The sequence below is a fragment of the Nonomuraea rhizosphaerae genome (assembly GCF_019396405.1).
Classification (GTDB): domain Bacteria; phylum Actinomycetota; class Actinomycetes; order Streptosporangiales; family Streptosporangiaceae; genus Nonomuraea; species Nonomuraea rhizosphaerae.
Map to the genome: position 1 here is coordinate 1 of NZ_JAHKRL010000083.1, position 23,664 is coordinate 23,664.

At 69.5% G+C, this 23,664-nt stretch carries 20 protein-coding genes; 9 read left to right on the forward strand and 11 right to left on the reverse strand.

Features of this window, described 5'->3' with window-relative positions; translation table 11 throughout:
- A partial coding sequence (locus tag KME77_RS03870; protein ID WP_219461985.1) for an ROK family protein occupies positions 1–333 on the forward strand: 333 nt, incomplete at its 5' end.
- 14 nt (positions 334–347) lie between these two features.
- Here KME77_RS03870 and KME77_RS03875 read toward each other — a convergent pair.
- The 9 genes from KME77_RS03875 to KME77_RS03915 form a co-directional block, all read right to left on the reverse strand.
- Complete coding sequence (locus tag KME77_RS03875) at positions 348–2,171, reverse strand: acyclic terpene utilization AtuA family protein (protein ID WP_219461987.1); 1,824 nt, start codon at positions 2,169–2,171, stop codon at positions 348–350.
- 360 nt (positions 2,172–2,531) lie between these two features.
- Positions 2,532–3,317, reverse strand: a complete 786-nt coding sequence (locus KME77_RS03880; RefSeq protein WP_308250536.1) for an enoyl-CoA hydratase-related protein — start codon at positions 3,315–3,317, stop codon at positions 2,532–2,534.
- Positions 3,314–5,494: an ATP-binding protein gene (locus tag KME77_RS03885; RefSeq protein WP_219461989.1), complete on the reverse strand. Its 2,181-nt coding sequence runs from the start codon at positions 5,492–5,494 to the stop codon at positions 3,314–3,316. Before KME77_RS03885 ends, KME77_RS03880 begins: the two co-directional genes overlap by 4 nt.
- Positions 5,491–6,018: a hypothetical protein gene (locus KME77_RS03890; protein WP_219461991.1), complete on the reverse strand. Its 528-nt coding sequence runs from the start codon at positions 6,016–6,018 to the stop codon at positions 5,491–5,493. Before KME77_RS03890 ends, KME77_RS03885 begins: the two co-directional genes overlap by 4 nt.
- Complete coding sequence (locus KME77_RS03895) at positions 6,015–7,601, reverse strand: acyl-CoA carboxylase subunit beta (protein ID WP_219461993.1); 1,587 nt, start codon at positions 7,599–7,601, stop codon at positions 6,015–6,017. The genes KME77_RS03890 and KME77_RS03895 overlap by 4 nt, the downstream gene beginning before the upstream one ends.
- Positions 7,598–7,756, reverse strand: a complete 159-nt coding sequence (locus tag KME77_RS03900) for a hypothetical protein (protein WP_219461995.1) — start codon at positions 7,754–7,756, stop codon at positions 7,598–7,600. Before KME77_RS03900 ends, KME77_RS03895 begins: the two co-directional genes overlap by 4 nt.
- Positions 7,756–8,388 (reverse strand): TetR/AcrR family transcriptional regulator, encoded by a 633-nt coding sequence (locus tag KME77_RS03905; RefSeq protein ID WP_219461998.1) that lies wholly within the window; start codon positions 8,386–8,388, stop codon positions 7,756–7,758. Before KME77_RS03905 ends, KME77_RS03900 begins: the two co-directional genes overlap by 1 nt.
- Before the next feature lie 98 nt (positions 8,389–8,486).
- Entirely contained in the window at positions 8,487–10,844 is a 2,358-nt protein-coding gene (locus tag KME77_RS03910; protein ID WP_219462000.1) for a serine/threonine protein kinase, read from the reverse strand.
- A gap of 260 nt (positions 10,845–11,104) precedes the next feature.
- Entirely contained in the window at positions 11,105–12,466 is a 1,362-nt protein-coding gene (locus KME77_RS03915) for an FAD-binding oxidoreductase (RefSeq protein ID WP_308250537.1), read from the reverse strand.
- Positions 12,467–12,536: 70 nt separating this feature from the next.
- Here KME77_RS03915 and KME77_RS03920 point away from each other — a divergent pair, with 70 nt between their 5' ends.
- Positions 12,537–13,097 carry a hypothetical protein gene (locus tag KME77_RS03920; RefSeq protein WP_219462002.1) on the forward strand — a complete coding sequence of 187 codons (561 nt, stop codon included), beginning with the start codon at positions 12,537–12,539 and terminating at the stop codon, positions 13,095–13,097.
- 19 nt (positions 13,098–13,116) lie between these two features.
- Here KME77_RS03920 and KME77_RS03925 read toward each other — a convergent pair whose 3' ends face one another.
- Both KME77_RS03925 and KME77_RS03930 read right to left on the reverse strand, forming a co-directional pair.
- The gene (locus tag KME77_RS03925) at positions 13,117–14,322 is read right to left on the reverse strand and encodes an aspartate aminotransferase type Ic (RefSeq protein WP_219462003.1); all 1,206 of its coding nucleotides are present in this window, start codon (positions 14,320–14,322) and stop codon (positions 13,117–13,119) included.
- Positions 14,323–14,392: 70 nt separating this feature from the next.
- Entirely contained in the window at positions 14,393–15,217 is an 825-nt protein-coding gene (locus tag KME77_RS03930) for a TIGR03619 family F420-dependent LLM class oxidoreductase (RefSeq protein WP_219462004.1), read from the reverse strand.
- A 197-nt stretch (positions 15,218–15,414) separates the two neighbouring features.
- Between KME77_RS03930 and ctaD the strand changes: the two genes are divergently transcribed.
- The 7 genes from ctaD to KME77_RS03965 all read left to right on the forward strand — a co-directional run bounded on the left by ctaD (position 15,415) and on the right by KME77_RS03965 (position 23,532).
- Positions 15,415–17,115 carry an aa3-type cytochrome oxidase subunit I gene (gene ctaD / locus KME77_RS03935; protein WP_219462007.1) on the forward strand — a complete coding sequence of 567 codons (1,701 nt, stop codon included), beginning with the start codon at positions 15,415–15,417 and terminating at the stop codon, positions 17,113–17,115.
- 72 nt (positions 17,116–17,187) lie between these two features.
- Positions 17,188–17,421 (forward strand): hypothetical protein, encoded by a 234-nt coding sequence (locus tag KME77_RS03940; protein ID WP_219462009.1) that lies wholly within the window; start codon positions 17,188–17,190, stop codon positions 17,419–17,421.
- Between the two features lie 6 nt (positions 17,422–17,427).
- Positions 17,428–19,164 (forward strand): fumarate reductase (quinol) flavoprotein subunit, encoded by a 1,737-nt coding sequence (gene frdA, locus KME77_RS03945; RefSeq protein ID WP_219462011.1) that lies wholly within the window; start codon positions 17,428–17,430, stop codon positions 19,162–19,164.
- Entirely contained in the window at positions 19,157–19,918 is a 762-nt protein-coding gene (gene sdhB / locus KME77_RS03950; protein WP_219462013.1) for a succinate dehydrogenase iron-sulfur subunit, read from the forward strand. Before frdA ends, sdhB begins: the two co-directional genes overlap by 8 nt.
- Positions 19,915–20,298, forward strand: coding sequence for a succinate dehydrogenase/fumarate reductase transmembrane subunit (locus KME77_RS03955; RefSeq protein WP_219462015.1), 384 nt, complete (start codon positions 19,915–19,917; stop codon positions 20,296–20,298). The genes sdhB and KME77_RS03955 overlap by 4 nt, the downstream gene beginning before the upstream one ends.
- Positions 20,295–20,678, forward strand: coding sequence for a fumarate reductase subunit FrdD (gene frdD / locus KME77_RS03960; protein ID WP_219462017.1), 384 nt, complete (start codon positions 20,295–20,297; stop codon positions 20,676–20,678). Before KME77_RS03955 ends, frdD begins: the two co-directional genes overlap by 4 nt.
- A gap of 112 nt (positions 20,679–20,790) precedes the next feature.
- Positions 20,791–23,532 (forward strand): immune inhibitor A domain-containing protein, encoded by a 2,742-nt coding sequence (locus KME77_RS03965; RefSeq protein WP_219462019.1) that lies wholly within the window; start codon positions 20,791–20,793, stop codon positions 23,530–23,532.
- Positions 23,533–23,664: the final 132 nt, after the last annotated feature.

A 23,664-nucleotide genomic window follows, 5' to 3' on the forward strand; every position in this document is an offset into this window, starting at 1 on the left:
GCCATCGCCGCCCGCTGCGGCGAGGTGTCCGCCGCCGACGTGGTCCGCCGGGTCGCGGCAGGCGACGCCCAGGCGGTGCGGGTGTGGGACGAGGCCGTGGAGGCCCTGTCCCTCGCCCTGGCCACGTACACCCTCCTCCTCGACCCCGCCCTCGTGGTCATCGGCGGCGGGCTGGCGCTGGCGGGCGACGCTCTGCTCGATCCGCTACGCGGACGCCTGTCCGCCCGCCTCGCCTTCCGTCATCCACCCGCGCTCCGCGTCTCCCGCCTGGGGGTGCATGCGGGGCTCTTGGGGGCGGGTCTCCTGGGATGGCGAGCATTCGACCGGCCGTAGCTGCGGCCAGACCGTCAGGGAAGCAGCGCCGCCGGCACCTCGACGACCTGAGCGCGAAGCTCCTCACCAAGGGCTTTCGCCTGCGCGTCCATGCGCGTGCTGGCCGCCACGCCCCTGCCCAGCAGGCCGTGGACGACGAAGTTGAGCGCGTGGAGGTTCGGCAGCTCGTACCGGGTGATTCGATGCGCGGCCAGCTCGGGAAGCAGCTCGCCAAGGCGGTCCGTGGTCAGGAACGCCTCCAGCCAGCCGTACTGCTCCGGAGTGCCGACCCAGACACCCAGGTTGGCGTCGCCCCCCTTGTCCCCTGAACGCGCGCCCACGATCCGGCCCAGCGGCATGCGGGTCACGACCTGATCGTCGAGATGCGCGGCCGATTGTCCGCGTCCTTCGCGCGACGCGGACACATCCGACGCGGACGCCCTCGACACGGATGCATGCGACACAAAATCGCCCGAGACGGGAGCAGCCTGAGCACGATCACTCACATCATCAGATACTGGGCCATCGCCGCCTGAAGCGTCGGCCCGCGAATCAGCTTCCGCCGTCGAGCCCGCGTCCTCCCCTGTCGACGGCATGGGCACCTCCTCGCCGTCCAGGAAGACGCGCGGACACACGTCCGCCACCGGCACGTACGCCGCCCAATAGACCCCGTACGGTGAGCCGTTCCCCGGCGGGGTCAGCCCGTAGAAGCCAGGGAAGCTGGCCAGCCCCGTCTCCACCACGGCCGAGGAGAACGCCCGCCCCACCTTGCGCTGGTCGGCGTCCATGACGGTGATCCGCAGCAGCCCGCCGGCGGTGAGCGTGACGTCCACCTCGTCGAACGACTCCCGAGGCACCCTGGCCCAGATCGTCTCCTCGGCAAGCCGGGCCTTCGCCTCGATGTCCAGGCCGGTCAGCACGAGCGTCATCGTGTTGCGGTACCCGGCCAGGTGGTTCACCGCGACCTTGAGCGTGTCGGGCGGAGCCTCACCACGTACGCCCGACACCCGTACACGATCCGGACCGTCGTCCGACAGGCGGATGGTGTCGAAGCGGGCCACCACGTCAGGCCCGAGGTAGCGCGGTCCGGCGATCTCGTACACGAGCTGCGCCGTCACCGTCCCCACCGAGACCAGCCCGCCCGTGCCGGGATGCTTGGTGATCACGGACGAGCCGTCGGCGTGCAGCTCGGCGATGGGAAAGCCGCAGTGCGCGAGGTCCGGTACGTCCTGGAAGAACGCGTAGTTGCCGCCTGTCGCCTGGCAGCCGCACTCGATGATGTGGCCCGCGACCACCGAGCCGGCCAGGGGATCGAGATCGTCCGGCCGCCAGCCGTACCGCCAGATGCCCGGCCCGGTCACCAGGGCGGCGTCCGTGACGCGGCCGGTCACCACGACGTCGGCACCCGCCGACAGCGCCGCCGCGATCGGGCGCCCGCCCAGGTACGCGTTCGCGGTCAGGGGCGGAACGAGCGGCTTCTCACCGGTGGCGGGATCGATCAGGTCATATCCGGTGAGGTCGTCGCCGGTGACGTGCGCGACCTTGGGGGACAAACCCAGGCGGGCGGCCAGCTCGTGCACGGCGGCGGCACACCCTTCCGGGTCCAGCCCGCCCGCGTTCGTCACGATCTTTATGCCCCTGTCCAGGCAGAGGCCGAGAACGTCCGCCAACTGCGTCAGGAACGTCGGCGCGTATCCGGGGCGGCCCTTGAGCCGGTTCCCGGCCAGGATGAGCATGGTCAGCTCGGCGAGCCAGTCACCGGTGAGCACGTCGATCGGGCCGCCCTCGACCATCTCCCGCGCGGCGGACAGGCGGTCGCCGTAGAAGCCGCTGCAGTTCGCGATCCGCAACACCGTCATATGAGCCGCCTTGAAGCTGTATGCCGTCCCGGAGCGGGAAACGGCCTTGAGGGGAGGAATGGTGTCAACGGTGTGCGCCGTCCAGAAATGACCCGTCCCGGGTAGGTAAGCGGTGCCCACGACAGGCACGGTCCCGGCGGTGTGCGCCGACCGGGAGGTGTCCACAGTCCCGGTGGTGTGCACCATCCGGGAGATGTCCGCTCCTTCCGGACGTATGTGCCGCCCGAGGGGGGCGCATCGTTCCAGGGGACGCGTCGCCCTGGGGATGCGCATCGTCTCAGGGGTGTCCGCCCCAGGGGTGTGCGCCGTCCCAGAGCTGCGTGTCGCGCCGAGCGGCCCGCAGGAACGTCCACAGCGGCGTCACATCCCCCGGGGAACCCACTTGGCCGGACGCTTGCCCATGAAAGCCGCGATCCCCTCCTGCCCCTCCTCCGAGGTGAACCGCTGGGCCGACAGCTCCGCCATCTGCCGCAGCCCCTCCTCGAACGACACCCCAGGCAGATCCCTGACCAGCCGCTTCGTGATCGCCAGCGACTCGGGGCCGCCCCTGATCAGCATGTCGGTGTAGTGCCGCACCGCCTCGTCCAGCGACTCGGCTGGCACGGCGCGCGTCAGCAGCCCGATCTCCACGGCCCTGGCCGCGTCGAACACCTCCCCGGTCAGGAAGTACTCGGCCGCCGCCCGGGGATCGAGCCTGCGCAGGACCGGCACCGAGATCATGGCGGGCACGACGCCGAGCCGTACCTCCGTGAACGCGAACGACGCCGTCAGCGGCGCGATCGCGAAGTCGCACGCGGCGACCAGGCCGAGCCCACCTGCGCGCGCCGTCCCGTTGAGTCGGCAGATGACCGGTTTCGGGCTCTCCCAGATCAGCGACATGATGCCCGGGAACGACGCCGTCACCGGCGCGTCCGCCACCCCGGCGGCGGGCTCGACCCGCTGCTCCTTCAGGTCGGCCCCCGAGCAGAACACCGGCCCCGCCCCGGTCAGCACGATCACCCGGACGTCCGGCTCGGCCAGCGCCCAGTTCAGCCGCTGCTCCAGGTCGCCGAGCAGGCGGACGGACAGGGCGTTCCTGTTCGGCGGCGAGTCCAGTGTGATCGTCGCGATGCCTCCGGCCATTTCCTTGTGGACCAGGCTCGTCACGAGTCCCCCTCTTGAATCACGGCAAGTACGGCTCCCGCCTCGACCTGCTGTCCCTTTTCGACATGTACGCCGGAGACGACGCCGTCGGCGGGCGCGGCGATCTGATGCTCCATCTTCATCGCCTCCAGCACCAGCACCGCCTGCCCCTTGGTCACCCGGTCACCCGCCTCGACCTCGACGCGCAGCACGCTACCGGGCATGGGGGCGAGCAGGGAGCCGGGCGCCACCTGTTCGACGGGCTCGGGCAGGCGCGGGGTGGGTGTCAGCTCGACGGACCCGCTGGGGGAGTCGACGCAGACCTTCCCGTCGTAGTGGGCGATCTCGAACGTGTGCCGCACACCGCCGCTTTCCAGGACGATCTTGTACGGGTCCGCCGCGATCAGCTCGATCCCCTCGGGAAGCGGCTGGTAGACGACCTCGGCCTCGTCGAACACGGCCCGCTGCGGTTGCGACCGAACGTTCCGCCACCCGGACGGCAGACTCCGCAGCACTGGTGCTGCGGCCCGATGGACGGCGGCTTGAGCCAGCGCGGCGGCGAGCACCATCAACCCCACAGCGGTCACCTCCGCCCGCTCTCCGGACGCCTCACCGTGCCGCGACCCCTTGTCCGGCCGCTGTGCGGGCGAGCTGTCTTGCCCGGAGGTCCCGCTGTGCTGTGACCGCTCGTCCGACCGCTGTGCGGGAGAGTCGTTGTGCCCGGCCATTCCGCTGGACAGCGGCGCCTCATCCGACCGCTGCGCGGAAGAGCTCTGGTGTCTGGGCGATTCGCTGGGGGGCACAGAGGCGGTCTTGTTGCCCGGGGACGACGGGAGTGGCCGGTGGGCGGACGTTTCGCCAAGGTGTGGCGGCGTGGTGGGTCGTAGGGCGGACAGTGGTCCGGAGTGGCGGAGGTCGTGGCGGTCCAGGAAGTCGGTGGAGGTCTCGCCGGCCGCGAAGTCGGGATTTGTCAGGATGGCAACGAGCAGGTCGCGATTCGTGGTGAGGCCGTGGATACGGGCCCGCCGCAGCGCGCCCGTCAGCTTCCGTACCGCTTCCTCCCGGGACGAGCCGTGAGCGATCACCTTGGCGAGCATCGCATCGTAATGGGGGGAGACGACCGAACCGGTCTCCACACCCGAGTCCACCCGAACGTCCCCGGGCACGTCGAACCTCCGCACCACTCCCGTCTGGGGAAGGTAGTCGCGGTCCTCCGCGTACAAGCGCACCTCGACCGCATGTCCCCGAGGTGCGGGAACGGACTCAGGCAGAGCGGCGCCCTCCGCCACGGCGATCTGCAGGCGTACCAGGTCGACGCCGTACACCAGCTCGGTGACCGGGTGCTCGACCTGGAGCCGGGTGTTCATCTCCAGGAAGGCGATCCGCTCCCCTTTGACGAGGAATTCCACGGTGCCGGCGCCGACGTAACCGATCTTCCGAGCCGCCCGGATCGCGGCGTCGTGCAAAGTGTCCCTGATCGCCTGGGTTATGCCGGGAGATGGGCACTCCTCGACGACCTTCTGGTGACGCCGCTGGATGCTGCACTCGCGCTCGCCCAGCGCCCACACCGTGCCGTGGCTGTCGGCCAGGATCTGCACCTCGACGTGCCTGGCCCCCTCCAGCAGTGGCTCGACGAACACGGTCCCGTCGCCGAAGGCCGCCTGCGACTCTCGCCGCGCCGACTCGATCTCCCGCTCCAGCGAGGCGGCCGAGCGGGCCACCCGCATGCCCCGCCCGCCCCCGCCGGCCGACGCCTTCACCAGTACGGGGAACTCCAGCGGGCCGGACGGGTCGAGCGACGGCAGCAACGGCACCCCGGCCTCGCCCATCAGCCGCTTGGCCTCGATCTTCGACCCCATGGCCGCGATGGACCCCGGCGACGGCCCCACCCATACGAGTCCGGCATCGAGGACGGCGCGGGCGAAGTCCGCGTTCTCGGACAGGAAGCCGTATCCCGGGTGCACCGCATCGGCACCTGACGCCCTGCAGGCCGCCAGGATGCGCTCTATGTCCAGGTACGTCTCCGTGGGCTTCGCGCCCGGCAGCCGGACCGCGTAGTCCGCCTCGGTCACGTGCGGCGCCCCGCCCTCGGCGTCGGCGTCCGAGAAGACGGCCACGGTCTCGATGCCGAGTGAGCGGCAGGTACGGAAGACGCGCCGGGCGATCTCGCCCCGGTTCGCGACGAGCAGACGTGTGATCACGGCTGCGCCACCCCCGCCCGACGCAACTGCGGCACTGGTGTTGTGGAGGTTGGAATGTCGCCGGTTGGGGTGGTCAGGACGCCGTCGGTGGAGGTGATGCGAGTGCCGTCGGTTGTGATGATGCGGGTGCCGCCAGTGGTGGTGATGCGGGTGCCACCATCTGCCGTGATGGGGATGTCGCCGATTGGTGGGGCGGGGATGTCGCTGGTTGGTGGGGCGAGGATGCCGCCGATCGGGGTGACGGGAGTGCTGCCACCTGCTGTGAAGGAGATGTTGTCGCCTCCTGTGCGGAGGGTGCTGTCACCTGCCGTGCGGGGGGTGCTGCCGTCTGCCGTGCCGAGGACACCCCTGCTTGTCGCCCTCGGGGCGCCTCTGCTGGTCATGGTCCGGACATCTCCGCTTGTCAGGGAAAGTGGGACACCGCGCCTCGCTACCGGGGCGTTTCCGTGCATCACGGTAAGGGCGTTCTCGCGTTTCATGGTTTTGGCGTTTCCGCTTGTCGCGGGACGGAAGTCCTCGTTCATGGGCGGAACACCCCGAACCCCGCCGTCTCCGGCACCGCGGCGCTGTTGATCGCCGACAGGCACAGGCCCAGGACGGTGCGGGTGTCGCGCGGGTCGATCACGCCGTCGTCGTACAGCCGTCCGGACAGGAAGAACGGCAGCGACTCCGACTCGATCTGCGCCTCGACCATGGCGCGCATGGCGGCGTCGGCCTCCTCGTCGTACGCCTGGCCGCGGGCCTGGGCGGACGCTCGTCCGATGATCGACAGGACGCCGGCCAGCTGCGTGGGGCCCATCACCGCTGACTTCGCGCTCGGCCAGGTGAACAAGAACCGGGGATCGTACGCTCGTCCGCACATCCCGTAGTTTCCGGCGCCGTACGAGGCGCCCATGACCACGGTCAGGTGGGGGACGGTCGAGTTCGACACCGCGTTGATCATCATCGCGCCGTGCTTGATGATGCCGCCCTGCTCGTACTCCTTGCCGACCATGTAACCGGTCGTATTCTGGAGGAACAGCAACGGGGTACGTGACTGGTTCGCGAGCTGGATGAACTGGGTCGCCTTCTGCGATTCCTCGCTGAACAGGACGCCGCGCGCGTTGGCCAGGATGCCCACCGGATAGCCGTGCAGCCGCGCCCACCCGGTCACCAGCGAGGCCCCGTACAGCGGCTTGAACTCCTCGAACTCGCTGCCGTCGACGATCCGGGCGATCACCTCGCGCGGGTCGAACGGCACCTTGAGGTCCTGCGGCACGATCCCGAGCAGCTCTTCGGCCGGAAGAAGCGGCTCCCGCACGGTCTGGGGCGTGGTGCCGAGCTTGCGCCAGTCGAGCGAGCGGACGATGCGCCGCCCGATCCGGAGCGCGTCGTGCTCGTCGAGGGCCAGGTAGTCGGCCAGGCCGCTGGTGCGGGCGTGCATGTCGGCGCCGCCGAGCGACTCGTCGTCGGACTCCTCGCCGGTCGCCATCTTCACCAGCGGCGGGCCGCCGAGGAACACCTTCGCACGTTCCTTGACCATCACCACGTAGTCGCTCATCCCGGGCACGTACGCGCCGCCGGCGGTGGAATTGCCGAAGACGAGCGCGATCGTGGGGATTCCGGCGGCCGACAGCCGGGTCAGGTCACGAAATATCCGGCCGCCGGGGATGAAGATCTCCTTCTGCGTCGGCAGGTCCGCGCCGCCGCTCTCCACCAGGTTGATGTACGGCAGGCGGTTCTGGAGAGCGATATCGGCGGCTCTGAGCGACTTCTTGAGCGTCCACGGGTTCGACGCGCCGCCCCTGACCGTGGGGTCGCTCGCGGTGATCACGCACTCGACGCCCTCGACCACGCCGATGCCGGTGACCATGCTGGCGCCCACGGGGAAGTCGCTGCCCCACGCGGCCAGTGGCGACAGCTCCAGAAAGGGCGAATCCGGATCGATCAGCAGCTCGATCCGCTCGCGAGCGAGCAGTTTGCCGCGTTTGCGGTGACGTTCGACGTACTTGTCGCCGCCGCCTGCGACTGCCTTGGCCTGCTCTGCGTCGAGCTCGGCCAGCTTGGCGAGCATCGCCGCGCGCCGCTCCTGGTAGTCGGCGGCGGTGACGTCCAGCCTGCTCCTCATCGCGCCTCCCCGGAATTCATCGTGGTGGTGGGCTCGGGTGCGGTGGCGGCGACCTGGGTGGCGGCGACGTCCGGTCCGCTGGTCCTCATCGTGTGCTCTCCCGGGAGGGCTGCCTGGAATGTCGTGGTGGTGGCGGCGTCCGGCCTGGGGCTCATCAGGTGTCCTCCGCAGGAGGAGTTGACGTGAGTGTCAATCCGATCGCGCGGGCCCACAGCTTGGTGAGCAGGTCCACGGCGGTACGTTCGTCGGCGCGTTCGCCCAGGTCGAGCCAGACGTGGGCGAAGTGTTCCACCATGCCGCCCAGCATGACGGCCGTCAGGCGGGGGTCGAGTTCCGGGTCCGCCAGCCCCTGCTCCTGCAGCCTCCGCAGGCCCTCGGCGCCGCGCCGGACGAACACCTCGCGCAGCTCCAGCAGCAGCCCGCGCAGGCCCTCCTCGGCGGTCGCGGCCTGTTCGAGCATCCTGACCAGCCGCGAGTTCGCCGCCCATGCGCGCAGGTAGAGGCGGTTGGCGGCCTCGATCCTGGCGTACGGGTCGGCGGGCACGCCGGGCCCCACGAGGCTGGCCGTGAACATCTCGCCCACCACGGCCGCCGCCACCTCGCCGAACAGCGCTTCCTTGGACTCGAAGTAGGTGTAGAACGTCCCGTGGCTGACCCCGGCGCGCGTGCACACGTCGTCGACGCGCACCGCCTCGTACCCGTGCTCGTCGAACGCCTCCCGGCCGGCCCGTACCAGCGTGTCCCTCGTGCGCCGCCCTCTGGCGGTCAGCTCCGACTTGACGATCACGTCAACTAGCGTAGTCCCGGACGCCGGGCATGCGAAAGGGCCCCTCGTACCGACGAAGGGGCCCTTGTGCGGACGTTCCTACTTGCAGTGGCTCCAGGTCACTTGCAGTGGCTCCAGCCGGACTTCCAGCTCACCGAGCCCCAGGCGCCGCCCCAGATCACGCACTTCTTGACGGCCGCCACCCGGACCGGGCCCGCGTACGCCGTGAACTTGCCCGGGTTCTTGCCACTCCCGCCCTTCTTGACCTGCAAGGTGGCGTTCATGGAGACCTTGCCGGGATACACCAGCTTCGACATGGTCACCACGCAGTTCTTGCCGCCGCCGTACAGGAGGTAGATCGTCGCCGACTTGCCCAGGGCGTGGCTGTCGATCACCTTGTAGCCGGAGCCGCAGATCGAGGTCACCTTGTAGGTGTTCGGCTTGAGCTTCACGACCGGCTTCGTCGTGGTCTTCGTCGTCGGCTTCTTCGTGCTCGCCTTCACGCTCGGCTTCGGCTTGGCGGGGACCGTGACGGTCGAGGTCATGCCGGTCGTGGGCTGGGTCGTGGGCTCCACGGCCGGGTCCACGCTGTCGTTGCGCTTCTTCTTGGTGGCCTTCGGCTTGTGGGTCGTGGGCGCGGGGCGCGACGTCCTCGGGACCACCGGGGCCTGGGTGGCCGGGTAGCGGATCACCGGCTTCTTCGTCTTGGTCGGCTTGGGCTGCTCGACGCTCAGCGTGGGGATCGGCTGGTTGGCCACCGGGGTGTCCTCGGTGAGCGGCGGGTTGATGGGCTGGCCCGCGCCGGAGCCGTCGGTGGGGGTGGCTTGGGTGGCGTTGTCCACCCTGACCACCTTGGTGTCGCTGTTCGCCTGGACCACCACCGCGCCGCCGATCACCAGCAGCGCCGCGGCGGCGGCGCCGGTCAGGGCGAAGGTGAGGGTACGGCGCTGCTTGGCCGCCCCCGCGTCAGCGGGCTGCCCGCCCGCCTGCGGCTGACCGGGGACCGGGGGACGCCCTGGGCCGCCCGGACCCCCTGGACCGCCCGGACCGCCCGGACCGTTCGGGCCGCCCCGACCACTCAAGCCACCATGGCTGCCCGGACCGCCTGGGGTGCTAGGACCGCCTGGGCCGTACGAGGGGCCGCCCGCGTTGTGCATGCCGCCCGGGGCACCGTGAGGGGCGCCGAGGCCGGCCGTACCGGCCATGTAGGCGGGAGCGTTCTGTCCAGGCATGTGCTGACCGGAAACGCCCTGCCCTGGTGCGCCTTGACCAGGAGCGCCCTGGCCCGGCGTGCCTTGCCGGGAAACGCCCTGCCCCGGACCGCTCTGTCCCGGAGCGCCGTGCCGGAAAGCGCCCTGTCCGGGCGGTGTGCTCTGCGGCCCGGAGTGCTGCGGTACCGGCCCGCTGACCCCTCCAGGGCCGGCAGCGGCCATCGGAGTCGGCGCGCCGCTCTTCGTGGCGCTCTGATGGCCGAAATGCCCAGCTTGAGGCGCCGCGGGGCTCGAAGACATCCACGGCCCGGGGTAGGCGTCCTTGAGATTCGTCCCGGTATGCGGACCAGACCCCGCTTGAGGGCCGGACGGCGGCTGCGGCCTCGACGGAGGCTGAGGAAGCCGCTGCGGTCCCGAGGAGTGCAGCGACACCGGATCCACCGCCGCCGGCGGCGCAGGCTGCCCCGTCAACCGTACGATCAGCTGATCCGCCGCAGGCCGCAGCGAAGGGTCCTTCGACAAGCAGGCGGCCACCAGCTCGCCCAGCGCCCCCTCCATCCCGCCCAGCTCCGGCTCCTCGTTCAGGATCCGGTGCATCACCACGGGAATCGAGTCGGCCCCGAACGCGGGCTTGCCCGTGGCCGCGAACACCATCGTGACGCCCCACGCGAACACGTCCGCCGCCCCGGACACGGGAGCCCCGGTGAGCTGCTCGGGCGCCAGGTACGACGGCGTCCCCATGGCCATGCCGGTGGCGGTCGCCCCGGGCGAGTCGAGCGCCCGCGCGATGCCGAAGTCGATCACGACGGGGCCCTCGGGCCCCATGAGGACGTTGGCGGGCTTCAGGTCGCGGTGCAGGATCCCGGCCCGGTGGATGGCCGCGAGCGCGGTCGCCGTGCTGATCGCGAGCCGCTCCAGCGCCGCCCCCCGGCGCGGGCCCTCGTTGAGCACCAGCTCGCGCAGCGACGGCCCCGGCACGTACTCGCTGACGATGTACGGCCTGCTGCCGTCGAGGTCGGCGTGCAGCACGGGAGCGGTGCAGAAGCGGGCCACGCGCTGCGCGACGGCGACCTCGCGCAGGAACCGGCTGCGGGCCTCGGCGTCGGCGGCCAGCGCGTTGTGCAGCAGCTTCACCGCCACCTGCTCGCCGGTGTCGCTCCGGCCGAGGTACACGATTCCCTGGCCGCCCTCTCCGAGGCGGGCGACGAGGTCGTAGGCCCCCAGCCGCCGCGGATCGTCCGCCGCCAGCGGCTGGTGCTGATTCACGCCTGACCCCCAAGACCACGCATAACAAACTCTATGGATGGGGCAAAACGCTACCAGCGTGACCCCAGATGCGTCGCCTGGACTTGTCAGACGTTTCATCTTCTGACGAGGAATGTCAGTGTTACCTGGCAGGTGGCGCGACGTGCGGTGACCAAGGTCACGGCTTGGTGAACCCAGAGCGCCAAGCCAGGGTCGAGCGGACTCAGGGTGCCACGCCAGGGTTGAGCGGACTCAGGGTGCCACGCCAGGGTCGAGCGGACTCAGATGGCCTTGCCGGGGTTGAGCAGCCCCAGCGGATCGAACACCGCCTTGATCCCCTGCTGCAGCTCCTGCGCCACCGGCCCCGCCTCCAGCGCGAGCCAGCGCTTCTTCAGCACGCCGACCCCGTGCTCGCCGGTCAGCGTGCCGCCGAGCTCCAGCGCGTGGGTGAAGACGTCGTCCGCCGCCGCCCACACCTCGGCGGGCGGCTCGATCATGCCGCGGTCGAAGATGAACACCGGGTGAAGGTTGCCGTCACCGGCGTGCGCGACGGTGCAGATCTTCACGCCGTGCCGCACGGCCGCCGCCTCGATCGCCTCGATCATGTCGGGCAGTACGGAACGCGGCACGCACACGTCCTCCACCAGGCACGCGCCGAGCCGTTCCTTGGCGTCGTAGGCCAGCCTGCGCAGCCCGATCAGCTCCTCGCTCTCCTGCGGACTGGACGAGACCGCGACGAAGGAGGCGCCGTTGTCGAGGCACAGCCGCTCCATCCGCGCGACGACGGCCTCGTTGTCGGAGGCGTCGGACTGGCCGATCAGCATGGCGATCGTGCCTGCCTCCAGCCCGAAGTTACGCAGGTCGTTGATCGCCTCCAGGGTCGCCCGGTCGATCAGCTCCATCAGCGACGGCTGGCACCCGGCCGCCATGATCGCCGCCACGGCCGCGCCCGCGTCCCGCAGCGAGCCGAACTCCGCCGCGAACGTCGCCGGCGGCCGCTCCGGCACCCTGCGCAGCCGCACCGTGGCCGCCGTGATGACGCCGAGCGTCCCCTCGGAGCCGACGAACAGCCCGGTCAGGTCGTACCCGGTCACCCCTTTCATGGTGCGCCGCCCGGTGTTGAGGATCCGCCCGTCGGCCAGCACCACCTCCAGGCCGAGCGCGGAGTCGCGCGTCACGCCGTACTTCACGCACCGCAGCCCGCCCGCGTTGGTCGCCAGGTTGCCGCCGATCGTGGAGATCTCGTACGAGGACGGGTCCGGCGCGTACATCAGCCCGTGCTCCCTGGCCGCCCGGTCGAGGTCGGCGGTGATCACGCCGGGCTCCACCACGGCGATCTCGTCGGCGGGCGACAGCTCCCTGATCGCCTTCATCCTGGCCAGCGACAGGATCAGCGCGCCGTCACCGGCGGTGGCCGCGCCCGCGAGCCCCGTGCCGCCGCCGCGCGGCACCACGGGCACCCGGTGCTCGGTCGCCCACCTGAGCGTGGTCACCACGTCGTCGCGTGAGGCCGCGAGCACCACGCCGAGCGGCTTGCCGGGGCTCACGAACGTCCGATCGCGGGCATAGGAGTCGATCACGTCCGGGTCGGTCAGGACCCGGCCGTCGGACAGGGCGCGCGCCAAAGCATCAATCGGTCTCACAGGAGAAACCTTACGGTTTGCGCCAACCGCACCTTAAGGCCAGACTGCCCAGGTGGAAGTGACGTGTCCGGTGTGCAAGCGATCAGACCAGGTAGCCGCGGTTCCCGGAGTCGTGGCGGCCGGCACCACGTACCGGATCGGACGCGTCAGGATGGCGGCCACGCGTGACATCGCCGACCTGCCCACCGCGCCGTCGCTCGGCGCCTCGAAACATCTCATGAGTCGTACGCAGCTCGCGGTCTGGCTGTCGTTCCCGAGCCGCCACTACACGGCCTGGACCCGCAACCAGGGCTACATCCTGCTCGGCATCGCGGCCCTGGTGCACCTGGTGATCGCGCTGGTCATCGCCATGGGCAAGGACGCCAACTGGCCCGAGGTGCTGCTGGCGCCGTTCTGCCTGACCGGGTTGTTCTGGGGGTTCGGGCTGTTGTTCGTGGTCGGCTCGGCCGGCGCGCGCAAGCGGGACAGGGCCGAGGCCCCGGCCCGCGAGCAGGCCCTCGCCGTCTGGGAGAACCTGTTCTACTGCGGCCGGGACAACATCGCCTTCGAGCCGGGCATCGGGGTCTCGTTCCACCCGAGCGAGACCCGCGAGTACATCTTCGGCTTCCGGCACGGCGGCCGGAAGAAGTAGCCGGAAGAGGCGGCCGGAGCTACGCGTGCTCCTCCGCCACCGCCCGGACGCACACCGCCAGGCCGGTGATGGCCTGCTCCAGCTCCTCCAGCCCGGGGTAGGTGGGCGCGATCCGGATCGTGCGGTCGTCAGGGTCCTCGCCGTACGGGTGGGTGGCGCCCGCCGGGGTCAGCGCGATCCCGGCCGCCTTGGCCTTGGCCACCACCTCGCCGGCGTGCGGCACCTCCAGGCTGATGAAGTAGCCGCCGCGCGGGCTCGTCCAGGTGCCCAGGTCGCCCAGCTCCTTGGCCAGCACCCGGTCGACCAGCTCGAACTTCGGCCACACCAGCTCGGCGTGCTTGCGCATGTGCGCGGCCACGCCCTCGGCGTCGCGCAGGAACTCCACGTGCCGGAGCTGGTTGATCTTGTCGGGGCCGATGGACTGCTTGTTGGTGTTGGTCAGGAACCACCGCACGTTCGCCGGCGAGGAGCCGAAGAACGCGACGCCGCTGCCCGCCAGCGTCACCTTGGACGTGGACCCGTACACGAAGGCCCTGTCCGGGTTGCCGTGCTCCTCGCAGAGCGCCAGGATGTCGGCCAGCTCGTCGGGGGTGCCGGTGAGGTGGTGGACCGCGTACGCGTTGTCCCAGAAGATCCGGAAGTCGGGCGCCGCCGCCGGCATCGCGGCCAGCCTGCGCGCGGTCTCGTCGCTGTAGGTCTGGCCGGACGGGTTGCTGTACTTGGGCACGCACCAGATGCCCTTGACGCTCGCGTCGCCGGCGACGAGCCGCTCGACGACGTCCATGTCGGGGCCGTCGGAGTTCATCGGGACGGGCACCATCTTGATCCCGAACCGCTCGCAGATCGTGAAATGCCGGTCATAGCCGGGCACGGGGCACAGGAACGTGACCTCCGGCTCCTCCACCCACCGCCGCTCCGCCCCCGGCACCTTGGTCAGCAGCGCGTGCACGACGGTGTCGTGCATCATCGCGAGGCTGGCGTTGCCGCCCACGACGAGCTGCTCGGCGGGCACCTGGAGCAGCGGCCCGAACAGCTCCCGCAGCTCGGCCAGCCCCTGCAGATTGCCGTAGTTGCGGCCGTCCGTCCCGTCGGCGGCCTTGTACGACGTCGGCAGTTTGAGCATGTCGTCGGAGAGATCCAGCTGTCTCGGGGACGGCTTGCCGCGGGTCAGGTCGAGCGAAAGGCCACGCTGGACGAGGTCGGCGTAGTCACGCTGAGCGTTCACTGGATGTACTCCTCCGATCGGGTCGCTACCCAGGGTAGAAGACGCGGCGGGCACGCCGGGCCACGGGCTCTCAGCCCAGCAGCCGGCCGGGCGCGTTCCGCTCGACGAAGGCCTCCAGGTCCGCGAGGGGCAGCCCCGGCGGGACCGCCACGACCAGCCGGTCCACGCCCAGGTCCGCGTACGACCTGATGGTCGCGGCGTCGAGGCGGCGGGCGGGCGTGACGGTGACGTGCAGGGAAGGGCCCGCCGCGCGTACGGCCTCCACCTGGGCGGCGGCGGCCCGCAGCCCCAGCATCCAGCCGTACCAGCCGTCGGCCAGCGCGGCGGCGCGGCGGTGCGCGGCCGGGGAGTGGCCGCCCACGACCACCGGGACGTGCGGCTGGAGCGGGCGCGGATGGGCGTCCACGTCCTTGAAGTCGGCGAACCGCCCGTGGAAGGCCGGGCGCTCGTCCTCCCAGAGCGTGCGGATGACCCGCAGGTACTCGTCGGTACGGGCGCCGCGCTCGGCCATGGGCACCCCCAGGGCGCGCAGCTCGGGCTCCAGGTAGCCCGCGGCCGCGCCGAAGACCAGCCGGCCGCCGCTCAGCACGTCCACGCTCGCCAGCTGCTTGGCCAGCACCCGGGGATCGCGCTGCGGCAGCACGACGCAGCCGGTCGCCAGCAGGATCCGCTCGGTGTGCGCGGCCAGGAACGCCAGCGACACCACGACATCCAGCAGCGGCGCCTCCGGCTCCAGAGGTGAGGGGTCCACGCGAGGGCTCGGCAGCACGACGTGGTCGGCGGTCCACAGGGACTCGTAGCCGAGGGACTCGGCGAGCTGGGCGATACGTGCGGCGCCATGACGGTTCGCCCCGGCGAACCCGTTCGGCATGTGCAGACCAATGGACACTGACATATCCGGAAACGTTATGGCCCCAACCGTCGATCTACCAGCGACGATCCGGAATGGATTCCATGCGCCGGGCGCATGCCGGCAAAGACGTGTCCCGCGAATGTTGAAGAACGACTTCACGAGCGGCGAACTTCGGCGTGGAATTAGAGGATCGGAGCAGGTAGGGCACCGCGTAGCACTCCGCGCAGGAGGGAGCAGCCGTGACGACTGTTCGGGCGACCTCGATCGAGCAGGTCAGGCGTCGCCGCACCGGGACGGTGATCGTGTCCTGGCTGTCGACGACCGATCACAAGGTGATCGGCTACCTCTACCTGATCACCTCGTTCGTGTTCTTCCTCATCGCGGGGATCATGGCCATGTTCATCAGGGCCGAGCTCGCGCAGCCGGGAATGCAGATCGTCAGCCAGCAGGTGTACAACCAGTTGTTCACCATGCACGGCACGATCATGCTCCTGCTCTTCGCCACCCCGCTCTTCGCCGGATTCGCGAACGTGGTGATGCCGCTGCAGATCGGCGCGCCCGACGTCGCCTTCCCCCGGCTCAACGCGGTCGCCTACTGGATGTTCCTGTTCGGCGGGATCATCGTGATGGCGGGATTCATCTCTCCCGGGGGCGCCGCCGACTTCGGATGGTTCGCCTACACGCCGCTGTCCACGGCCACGTACACGCCGCACATCGGCGGCGACCTGTGGATCATGGGATTGGCGCTGTCCGGGCTCGGCACGATTCTCGGCTCGGTCAACTTCATCACCACGATCATCGGGATGCGGGCGCCCGGCATGACGATGTTCCGCATGCCGCTGTTCACCTGGAACACGCTGCTGACCAGCATGCTCGTGCTCATGGCGTTCCCGGTGCTGGCCGCCGCGCTGCTCGTGCTCGAATCGGACCGCAAGTTCGGCACGCACGTCTTCGACGCCTCCAGCGGCGGCCCGATGATCTGGCAGCACCTGTTCTGGTTCTTCGGCCATCCCGAGGTCTACATCATCGCCCTGCCGTTCTTCGGCATCATCACCGAGGTCATCCCGGTCTTCAGCAGGAAACCGCTCTTCGGCTACATGGGGCTGGTCGGAGCCACCATCGCCATCGCCGGGCTGTCGATGACGGTGTGGGCGCACCACATGTTCCCGACCGGGCAGGTGCTGCTGCCGTTCTTCTCGTTCATGACGTTCCTCATCGCCGTGCCGACGGGCGTGAAGTTCTTCAACTGGATCGGCACGATGTGGCGGGGCCATCTCAGCTTCGAGACGCCGATGCTGTTCGCGATCGGCTTTCTCGTCACGTTCCTGCTGGGCGGGCTCACCGGCATCATCCTGGCCTCGCCGCCGCTCGACTTCCACATCAGCGACACCTACTTCGTCGTCGCCCACTTCCATTACGTGGTGTTCGGGACCGTCGTCTTCGCCATGTTCTCCGGCTTCTACTTCTGGTGGCCGAAGATGACCGGCCGGCTGCTCGACGACCGCCTGGGCAAGGTGCACTTCTGGACGCTGTTCGCCGGCTTCCACACGACGTTCCTGATCCAGCACTGGCTGGGCGTGGCCGGGATGCCGAGACGGTACGCCGACTACAGCGGGTTCGACGGGTTCACCCTGATGAACGAGATCTCCTCGGTCGGGGCGTTCCTGCTGGGCGCCTCCACGCTGCCGTTCCTCTACAACGTCTGGAAGACCGCCAGGCGGGCGCCCAAGGTCACGCTCGACGACCCGTGGGGCTACGCCAACTCGCTGGAATGGGCGACCTCCTGCCCGCCGCCCCGGCACAACTTCACGTTCATCCCGCCGATCAGGTCCGAGCGGCCGGCGTTCGATCTGCACTATCCCCGCGTCCAGCAGGAGCCGATCGAAGGCGGCGAGGCCGAGGCCCTGCCCGACAAGGAAACACCGGAGAAAACTGAGTAAGCCGGGCCTTCTCCGATGCAGGTAGCGGTGCTTTCGTGGAGATGACGTTTCGCCCATCTAAGGAGATCGGCGATGACAGGCACGAAGACCCCCTTCACCCCAGAGACCGCTCCCTGCGGGAAGAAGTCCGGCGGTGAGCGCCTCGTCGACGACGACGGCTACGGCCTGGTGATCCGCGACCAGCTGTTCGACTGCGGCTGCCGCAGGATCCGCCACGAGTACCACGACGGCAGCATCCACCTGTCCGCCATCCGCCATGACGGCAAGCGGGTGAAGGACCCGATACAACCCGACCACGGGAGCTGATCACACATGATCGACGTGCTCATCGTCGGAGGAGGCGGAGCCGGGCTCCGGGCGGCCATCGCGGTCGCGGAGACCGATCCCGGGCTCACGGTGGCGGTCGTGTCGAAGGTGTACCCGATGCGCAGCCACACGGTCTCCGCCGAAGGCGGTGCCGCCGCGGTGATCGGCATCGGCGACACGCTCGACGAGCACTGCTACGACACGATCTCCGGCGGCGACTGGCTCTGCGACCAGGACGCGGTCGAGGCGTTCGTGGCCGAGGCGCCGCGGGAGCTGATCCAGCTCGAACACTGGGGCTGCCCGTGGAGCCGCGAGCCGGACGGCCGCGTCGCGGTCCGCCCGTTCGGCGGGATGAAGCGGATGCGGACCTGGTACGCGGCCGACAAGACCGGTTTCCACCTTCTCCACACCTTGTTCCAAACAACCCTGAAATATCAGGACATCGTGCGGTACGACGAGTGGTACGTCACCGACCTCATCGTCGACGACGGCCGCGTCCACGGCGTCGTGGCCGTGGAGCTGCGGACCGGCCGCATCGAGGCCATCGCCGCCAGGACCGTCATCCTGGCCACCGGCGGCTGCGGCCGGGTCTTCCCCTTCACCACCAACGCCGCGATCAAGACCGGCGACGGCATGGCCCTGGCCTACCGGGCCGGCGCGCCGCTGAAGGACATGGAGTTCGTCCAGTACCACCCGACCGGCCTGCCGTTCACCGGCATCCTCATCACCGAGGCGGCCAGGGCGGAGGGCGGCTGGCTGATCAACAAGGACGGCTACCGCTACCTCCAGGACTACGACCTGGGCAAGCCCACGCCGACGCCCAAGCTGCGCAGCATGGAGCTCGGGCCGCGCGACCGCCTGTCGCAGGCGTTCGTGCACGAGCAGCACCAGGGCCGCACCGTCGACACGCCGTACGGGCCGGTCGTCTACCTGGACCTGCGCCATCTCGGGGAGGGGAAGATCGACGCCCGCATCCCGTTCGTCCGCGAGCTGTGCCGCAGCTACCAGAACCTCGACCCGGCCACCGACCTCATCCCGGTACGTCCCGTCGTGCACTACATGATGGGCGGCGTCCACACCGACATGGACGGCGCCACCCCGATCGCCGGGCTGTACGCGGCCGGCGAGACCGCCTGCGTGAGCATCAACGGGGCCAACCGGCTCGGCTCGAACTCGCTGCCGGAGATCCTCGTCTTCGGCCGGCGGGCCGGCATCGCCGCCGCGAACTTCGCCCGCGCCCACCCCGAGGGCGAGCACTCGTCCGTACGCGCCCAGGGCGGCGACGGGCGGCGACGGCTGGAGAGCGCGCGCGACGGCGGCAACGGCGGCGGCGAGCGGATCGCCGACCTGCGCGAGGAGATGCAGCACACGCTGGAGGGCGCGGCCGGCATCTACCGGACCGGCGACGTCCTCGCCAAGGCCGTCGAAACCCTCGCCGAGCTGCGCGAACGCGCCCAGGACGCGCGCATGGACGACGACAGCACCGCGTTCAACACCGAGCTGATCAACCTGCAGGAGCTGCACACCATGCTCGACGTCGCGCAGACCATCGTGGCCTGCGCGCTGAACCGGAAGGAGTCGCGCGGCGCGCACCAGCGCACCGACTTCTCCGCCCGGGACGACACCACCTACCTCGCCCACTCGCTGGTGCACCGCGCCCCCGACGGCACGCCGTCGGTCGGCCTGCTGCCCGTGACGATCACCCGCTGGCCTCCGGGAGAAAGGGTCTACGGCCGTGACTGACACCGAGCAAGCGGTACGGCAGGAGGCGGGCACGCGCACGATCCGGCTGGAGGTGGCCCGCTACCGGCCGGGGCAGGACAGCGAACCGGTGATGCAGGGCTACGACGTGCCGCTGATGACCGACTGGGCGGTCCTCGACGGCCTCAACTACGTCAAGGACCAGCTCGACGGCAGCCTGTCGTTCCGCTGGTCGTGCCGGATGGGCATCTGCGGCTCGTGCGGCATGCACGTCAACGGCGAGCCCCGGCTGACCTGCGGCACCTTCCTGACCGAGTACGGCGACGGGCCGATCAGGATCGAGCCGCTCAAGGGCTTCCCGGTGATCAGGGACCTCGTCGTGGACATCGACGACTTCCTGGCCAAGCTGTCGTCGGTGCGGCCGTGGCTGATCAGGGAGGGTGAGGAGCTGCCGCTGAGCACCGAGTACGCGCAGACGCCCGCGCAGCTCGACGCGTACAAGCAGTACAGCATGTGCATCAACTGCCTGCTGTGCTACTCGGCCTGCCCCGTGTACGTGCTCGACCCCGACTTCCTCGGCCCGGCCGCGATCGCGCTGGCCCAGCGCTACAACCTGGACTCGCGCGACATGGGCGACCGCTTCGACCTGCTCAACCTGGACGAGGCGGTCTGGGGGTGCATGTTCGCCGGGGACTGCACGCGGGTCTGCCCCAAGCACGTGGACCCGGCCGAGGCCATCCAGCGTTACAAGGTGACCGCGGCGCTGCGCTCGGTGCTGCCCTGGGGCAGGCGATGACCGGCACGTACCGGCCGCCCCGGGACTCGCTCTGGTTCACCCGCACCCGCTCGTACACGCTGTTCGTGCTGCGTGAGCTGACCAGCGTGCTGGTCGCCTGGTCGGCCGTGTTCCTGATCATGCTGCTCGCCGCGCTGCTGGACGGGGACTTCCGGGACTTCGCCGTCATGGCCGCTCAACCCTGGATGATCGCGCTCAACGTGGTCGCGCTGGTCGCGACGGCCTACCACGCCGTGACCTTCCTCAACCTCGCGCCGAAGGCCACGGTGGTCCGGCTCGACGGCTGGCGGGTGCCCGCCTGGATGATCCAGGGAGGCAACCATTCGGCGTGGTTCGCCCTGTCCGTGCTCATCGCCTACTTCATCCTGAGGTCGCCATGAAACAGACCAAGGTCACCACGAAACGGGCTGAGGCCACCACGAAGCGGACGCTCGAACCGTACCTGTGGCTGCTGTTCAGCGGCGGGGGAGTGGCCGCGGCGCTGCTGCTGCCGGTGCTGGTCCTGCTGTTCGGGGTGCTCATGCCGCTCGGCGTGGTCGACTGGCCGACCGTCGGGCACCTGCGGGCGCTGGTGGACAACGTGCTGGTACGGCTCGCGCTGCTGCTGGTCATCGTGCTCTGCCTCTTCCACGCGGCGCACCGGATCCGGTTCACCAGCGAGGAACTGTTCGGCATCGCCAGGTTCGATCGGTTGATCGCGGTTCTGTGCTATGGCGGGGCGATCATGGGCGGAGTGACTGTTTCGTTGATTTTGTTCTGAAATCATCACATTTCGACGCGCCTCTTTACGCCACCTTTACCGACCCTCTAAATTCCGGCTTTGCATGCCCTAAGGCCATACGCCCGGTGATCCCGGGCAGAGAGGGTTACCGGTGCACAGCAGAAAGCGCCTGTTAGCAGCACTCCCCGCCGTCGCCCTCCTGGGCGCCGCCCTGACAGCCCCCACCTCCGCCTCGGCCGCCGTCTACGAGCCGGGAGCCTCCGACTTCTACATCAACTACGCGCCCCCGCGCGTGGAGGAGACGCCCGACGAGCCGAGCTTCTCCAAGAGCAAGGCCCGTAAGCTCTCCCCGGCCCAGAAGATCGACAGGAAGTTCAGCAGCGGAAACCCGGTCGCGGCCCGCATCCTGGCCGGCCGTGAGAACGAGGCCATCAGGACCGGCCACAACCCCGCCGACTTCATCTTCAAGAAGGCCAAGCAGGCCAAGGTCGCCAAGCTCCTGACGGTCCTGGTCGAGTTCAACGACCAGGCCAACGACGACTTCTCCGGCTACAACCGCCTGCGCACCGTCGACAGCGCCCCCGACGACTGCGTCGTCGAGCCCGCCGGCACGCTCAAGAACGGCCCGCTGCACAACAAGATCCCCGACCCCGCGACGTTGCCGCACAAGGACAACAACAGCTTCTGGGTCAAGGACTTCAGCACCTCGCACTTCAACACGATGCTCTACACCGACAAGGGCATCACCCAGCGCGTGCGCCCCGACCTCAAGGACCCGCGCGACGGCAGGTCCGGCATCGACATCTCCGGCTTCACGATGAAGAAGATGTACGAGGAGATGTCCAAGGGCGCCTACTCCGTCACCGGCTCGGCGGTCGGCTGGATCAAGGCCCCGCACTCCGAGGCGTGGTACGGCGCCGCGGCCTGCGGCGGCGCTCCCCAGGACATGACCGGCCACCCCGACAACCCGACCGGAGCCGGCCAGCTCGCGATCGACGCGGTGGACGCTCTGGCCAAGGCCCAGCCGAACTTCCCGTGGGCCGACTACGACGTCGAGGACGTCTCCGACGCCGACGGTGACGGCAACTTCGCCGAGCCCGACGGCGTCATCGACCACCTGGTCCTGGTGCACGCCGGCAAGGACAAGTCCTCCGACGGCGGCGCCGAGGGCACGTACGCGATCTGGGCGCACTCCAGCGCGGTCGCGGGCGGCTACACGGTCCCCGGCACCAGCAAGAAGATCTCCAACTACATCGTGCAGCCCGAGGACTCCGGCGTCGGCGTCTTCGCCCACGAGTACGGCCACGACCTCGGCCTGCCCGACCTGTACGACACCTCCGGCGCGGCCAGCTCCGCGGTCGACTTCTGGGACCTGATGTCCAGCGGCTCGCACTCCGGCCCGATCTTCCAGTCCATGCCGACCCACATGGGTCTGTGGGACAAGTGGGTGCTCGGCTGGGCGAACCCGAAGGTGGTCAACCCCGGCGACGGCTCCAAGCTCGTCACCGTCGGCCAGTCATCGCGCACGCCCAAGCTCACCCAGGACGGCGTCCGGGTGAACCTGGCCTCCATGCCGCTGAAGATGATCGACCCGCACAGCGGCGCCAACGCCTGGTGGAGCGGGATGGACCAGGAGTGGGCCAACGTCCACCTGGAGCGTGAGCTGCCTGTTCCGGCCGGGACCGACCTGCGGTTCTGGCTGTGGAACAACTACGAGATCGAGGAGGACTGGGACTTCGGCTTCATCGAGGTCTCGGCCGACGGCGGTCAGACCTGGACGCAGCAGAAGGTCTACGACGAGGCCGGCAACGAGGTCACCACTCCCGACAACTACCCGGACCCGAACAAGAACCTCAAGACGTTCGGCAACAAGAAGTACGGGCTCACCGGCAACACCGACGGCTGGCGGCACGACTACGTCAACCTGACCCCGTTCGCCGGTCAGACGATCAAGCTGCGGCTGACGTACAACACCGACGCCGCCTTCACCCCGCGCGGCTGGCACGCCGACGACTTCCAGCTCACCAACGGCGGCAGCGCCGTGTGGAGCGACGACGTCGAGGGCGGCGCCAACGGCTGGAGGGGCATCGGCGGCACGTTCACCAACACCAGCGGCCAGGGCTGGACCATCAACAACGGCTCCCGCGAGATCTCCCGCTTCTACCTGGCCGAATGGCGTAACTTCGACGGCTTCGACAAGGGCCTGCAGTACGCCTACGACACCAACTACTCCCGCGACGGGGCGTGGAAGGTGGAGAAGGTCAAGTACAACGCTCCCGGCCTGCTCGTCTGGTACCGCGACTCGACGTTCACCAACAACTCGATCGCCAACAACCTGGAGCTGCCGCCGAGCATCGGGTCCAAGGGCAGCCTGCTGATCGTGGACTCGCACTTCGACCCGCTGCGCCGTACCGGCACGGCGGCGACGAAGGACCCGTCGAGGCACAAGAACATGGAAGGCCGTACGCAGACCTCCAACGCGGCGTTCTCCTTCAACAAGACATATCCGCTCAAGGAGTGCCTGGAGGCGGCCGACGAGCCGTTCAGCGAGTACTGCACGAACATCCCGGCGCAGAAGGGCGTTCCGCACTTCACCGACGCCAAGACCTGGTACCCGGGCCTGGAACTGCAGAACGGCCAGCTCTTCTACCGTGACTTCGACGCCTCGGTCGTCGTCCCGTCCAAGGGCGACCAGCCGTACAGCACCCGCGTCGTGAACGTCGACGGCACCCCCGCCGCCGACCTCTACGGCACGGACCTGGGCGGCGGCCACGTGGCCGGCACCGGCAACCCGGGTGACGAGGGCAAGGCGCTGGGCGTCCAGTTCAAGCTGATCTCTCCGCTGCCGGGCAACCTGGGCGCCATCGTCCAGGTCGTCGCCCCGAAGAAGTAGATCTAAAGAAGTAGATCCGAAGAAACACCGCACAAGGGCCGCCGGGGGAATGTCCCCCGGCGGCCCTCGCGCGAGCAGGTCCCGGCGGGTCCGAGACGGCTACATCGGGTGGCGGACCTCACTACGATGATG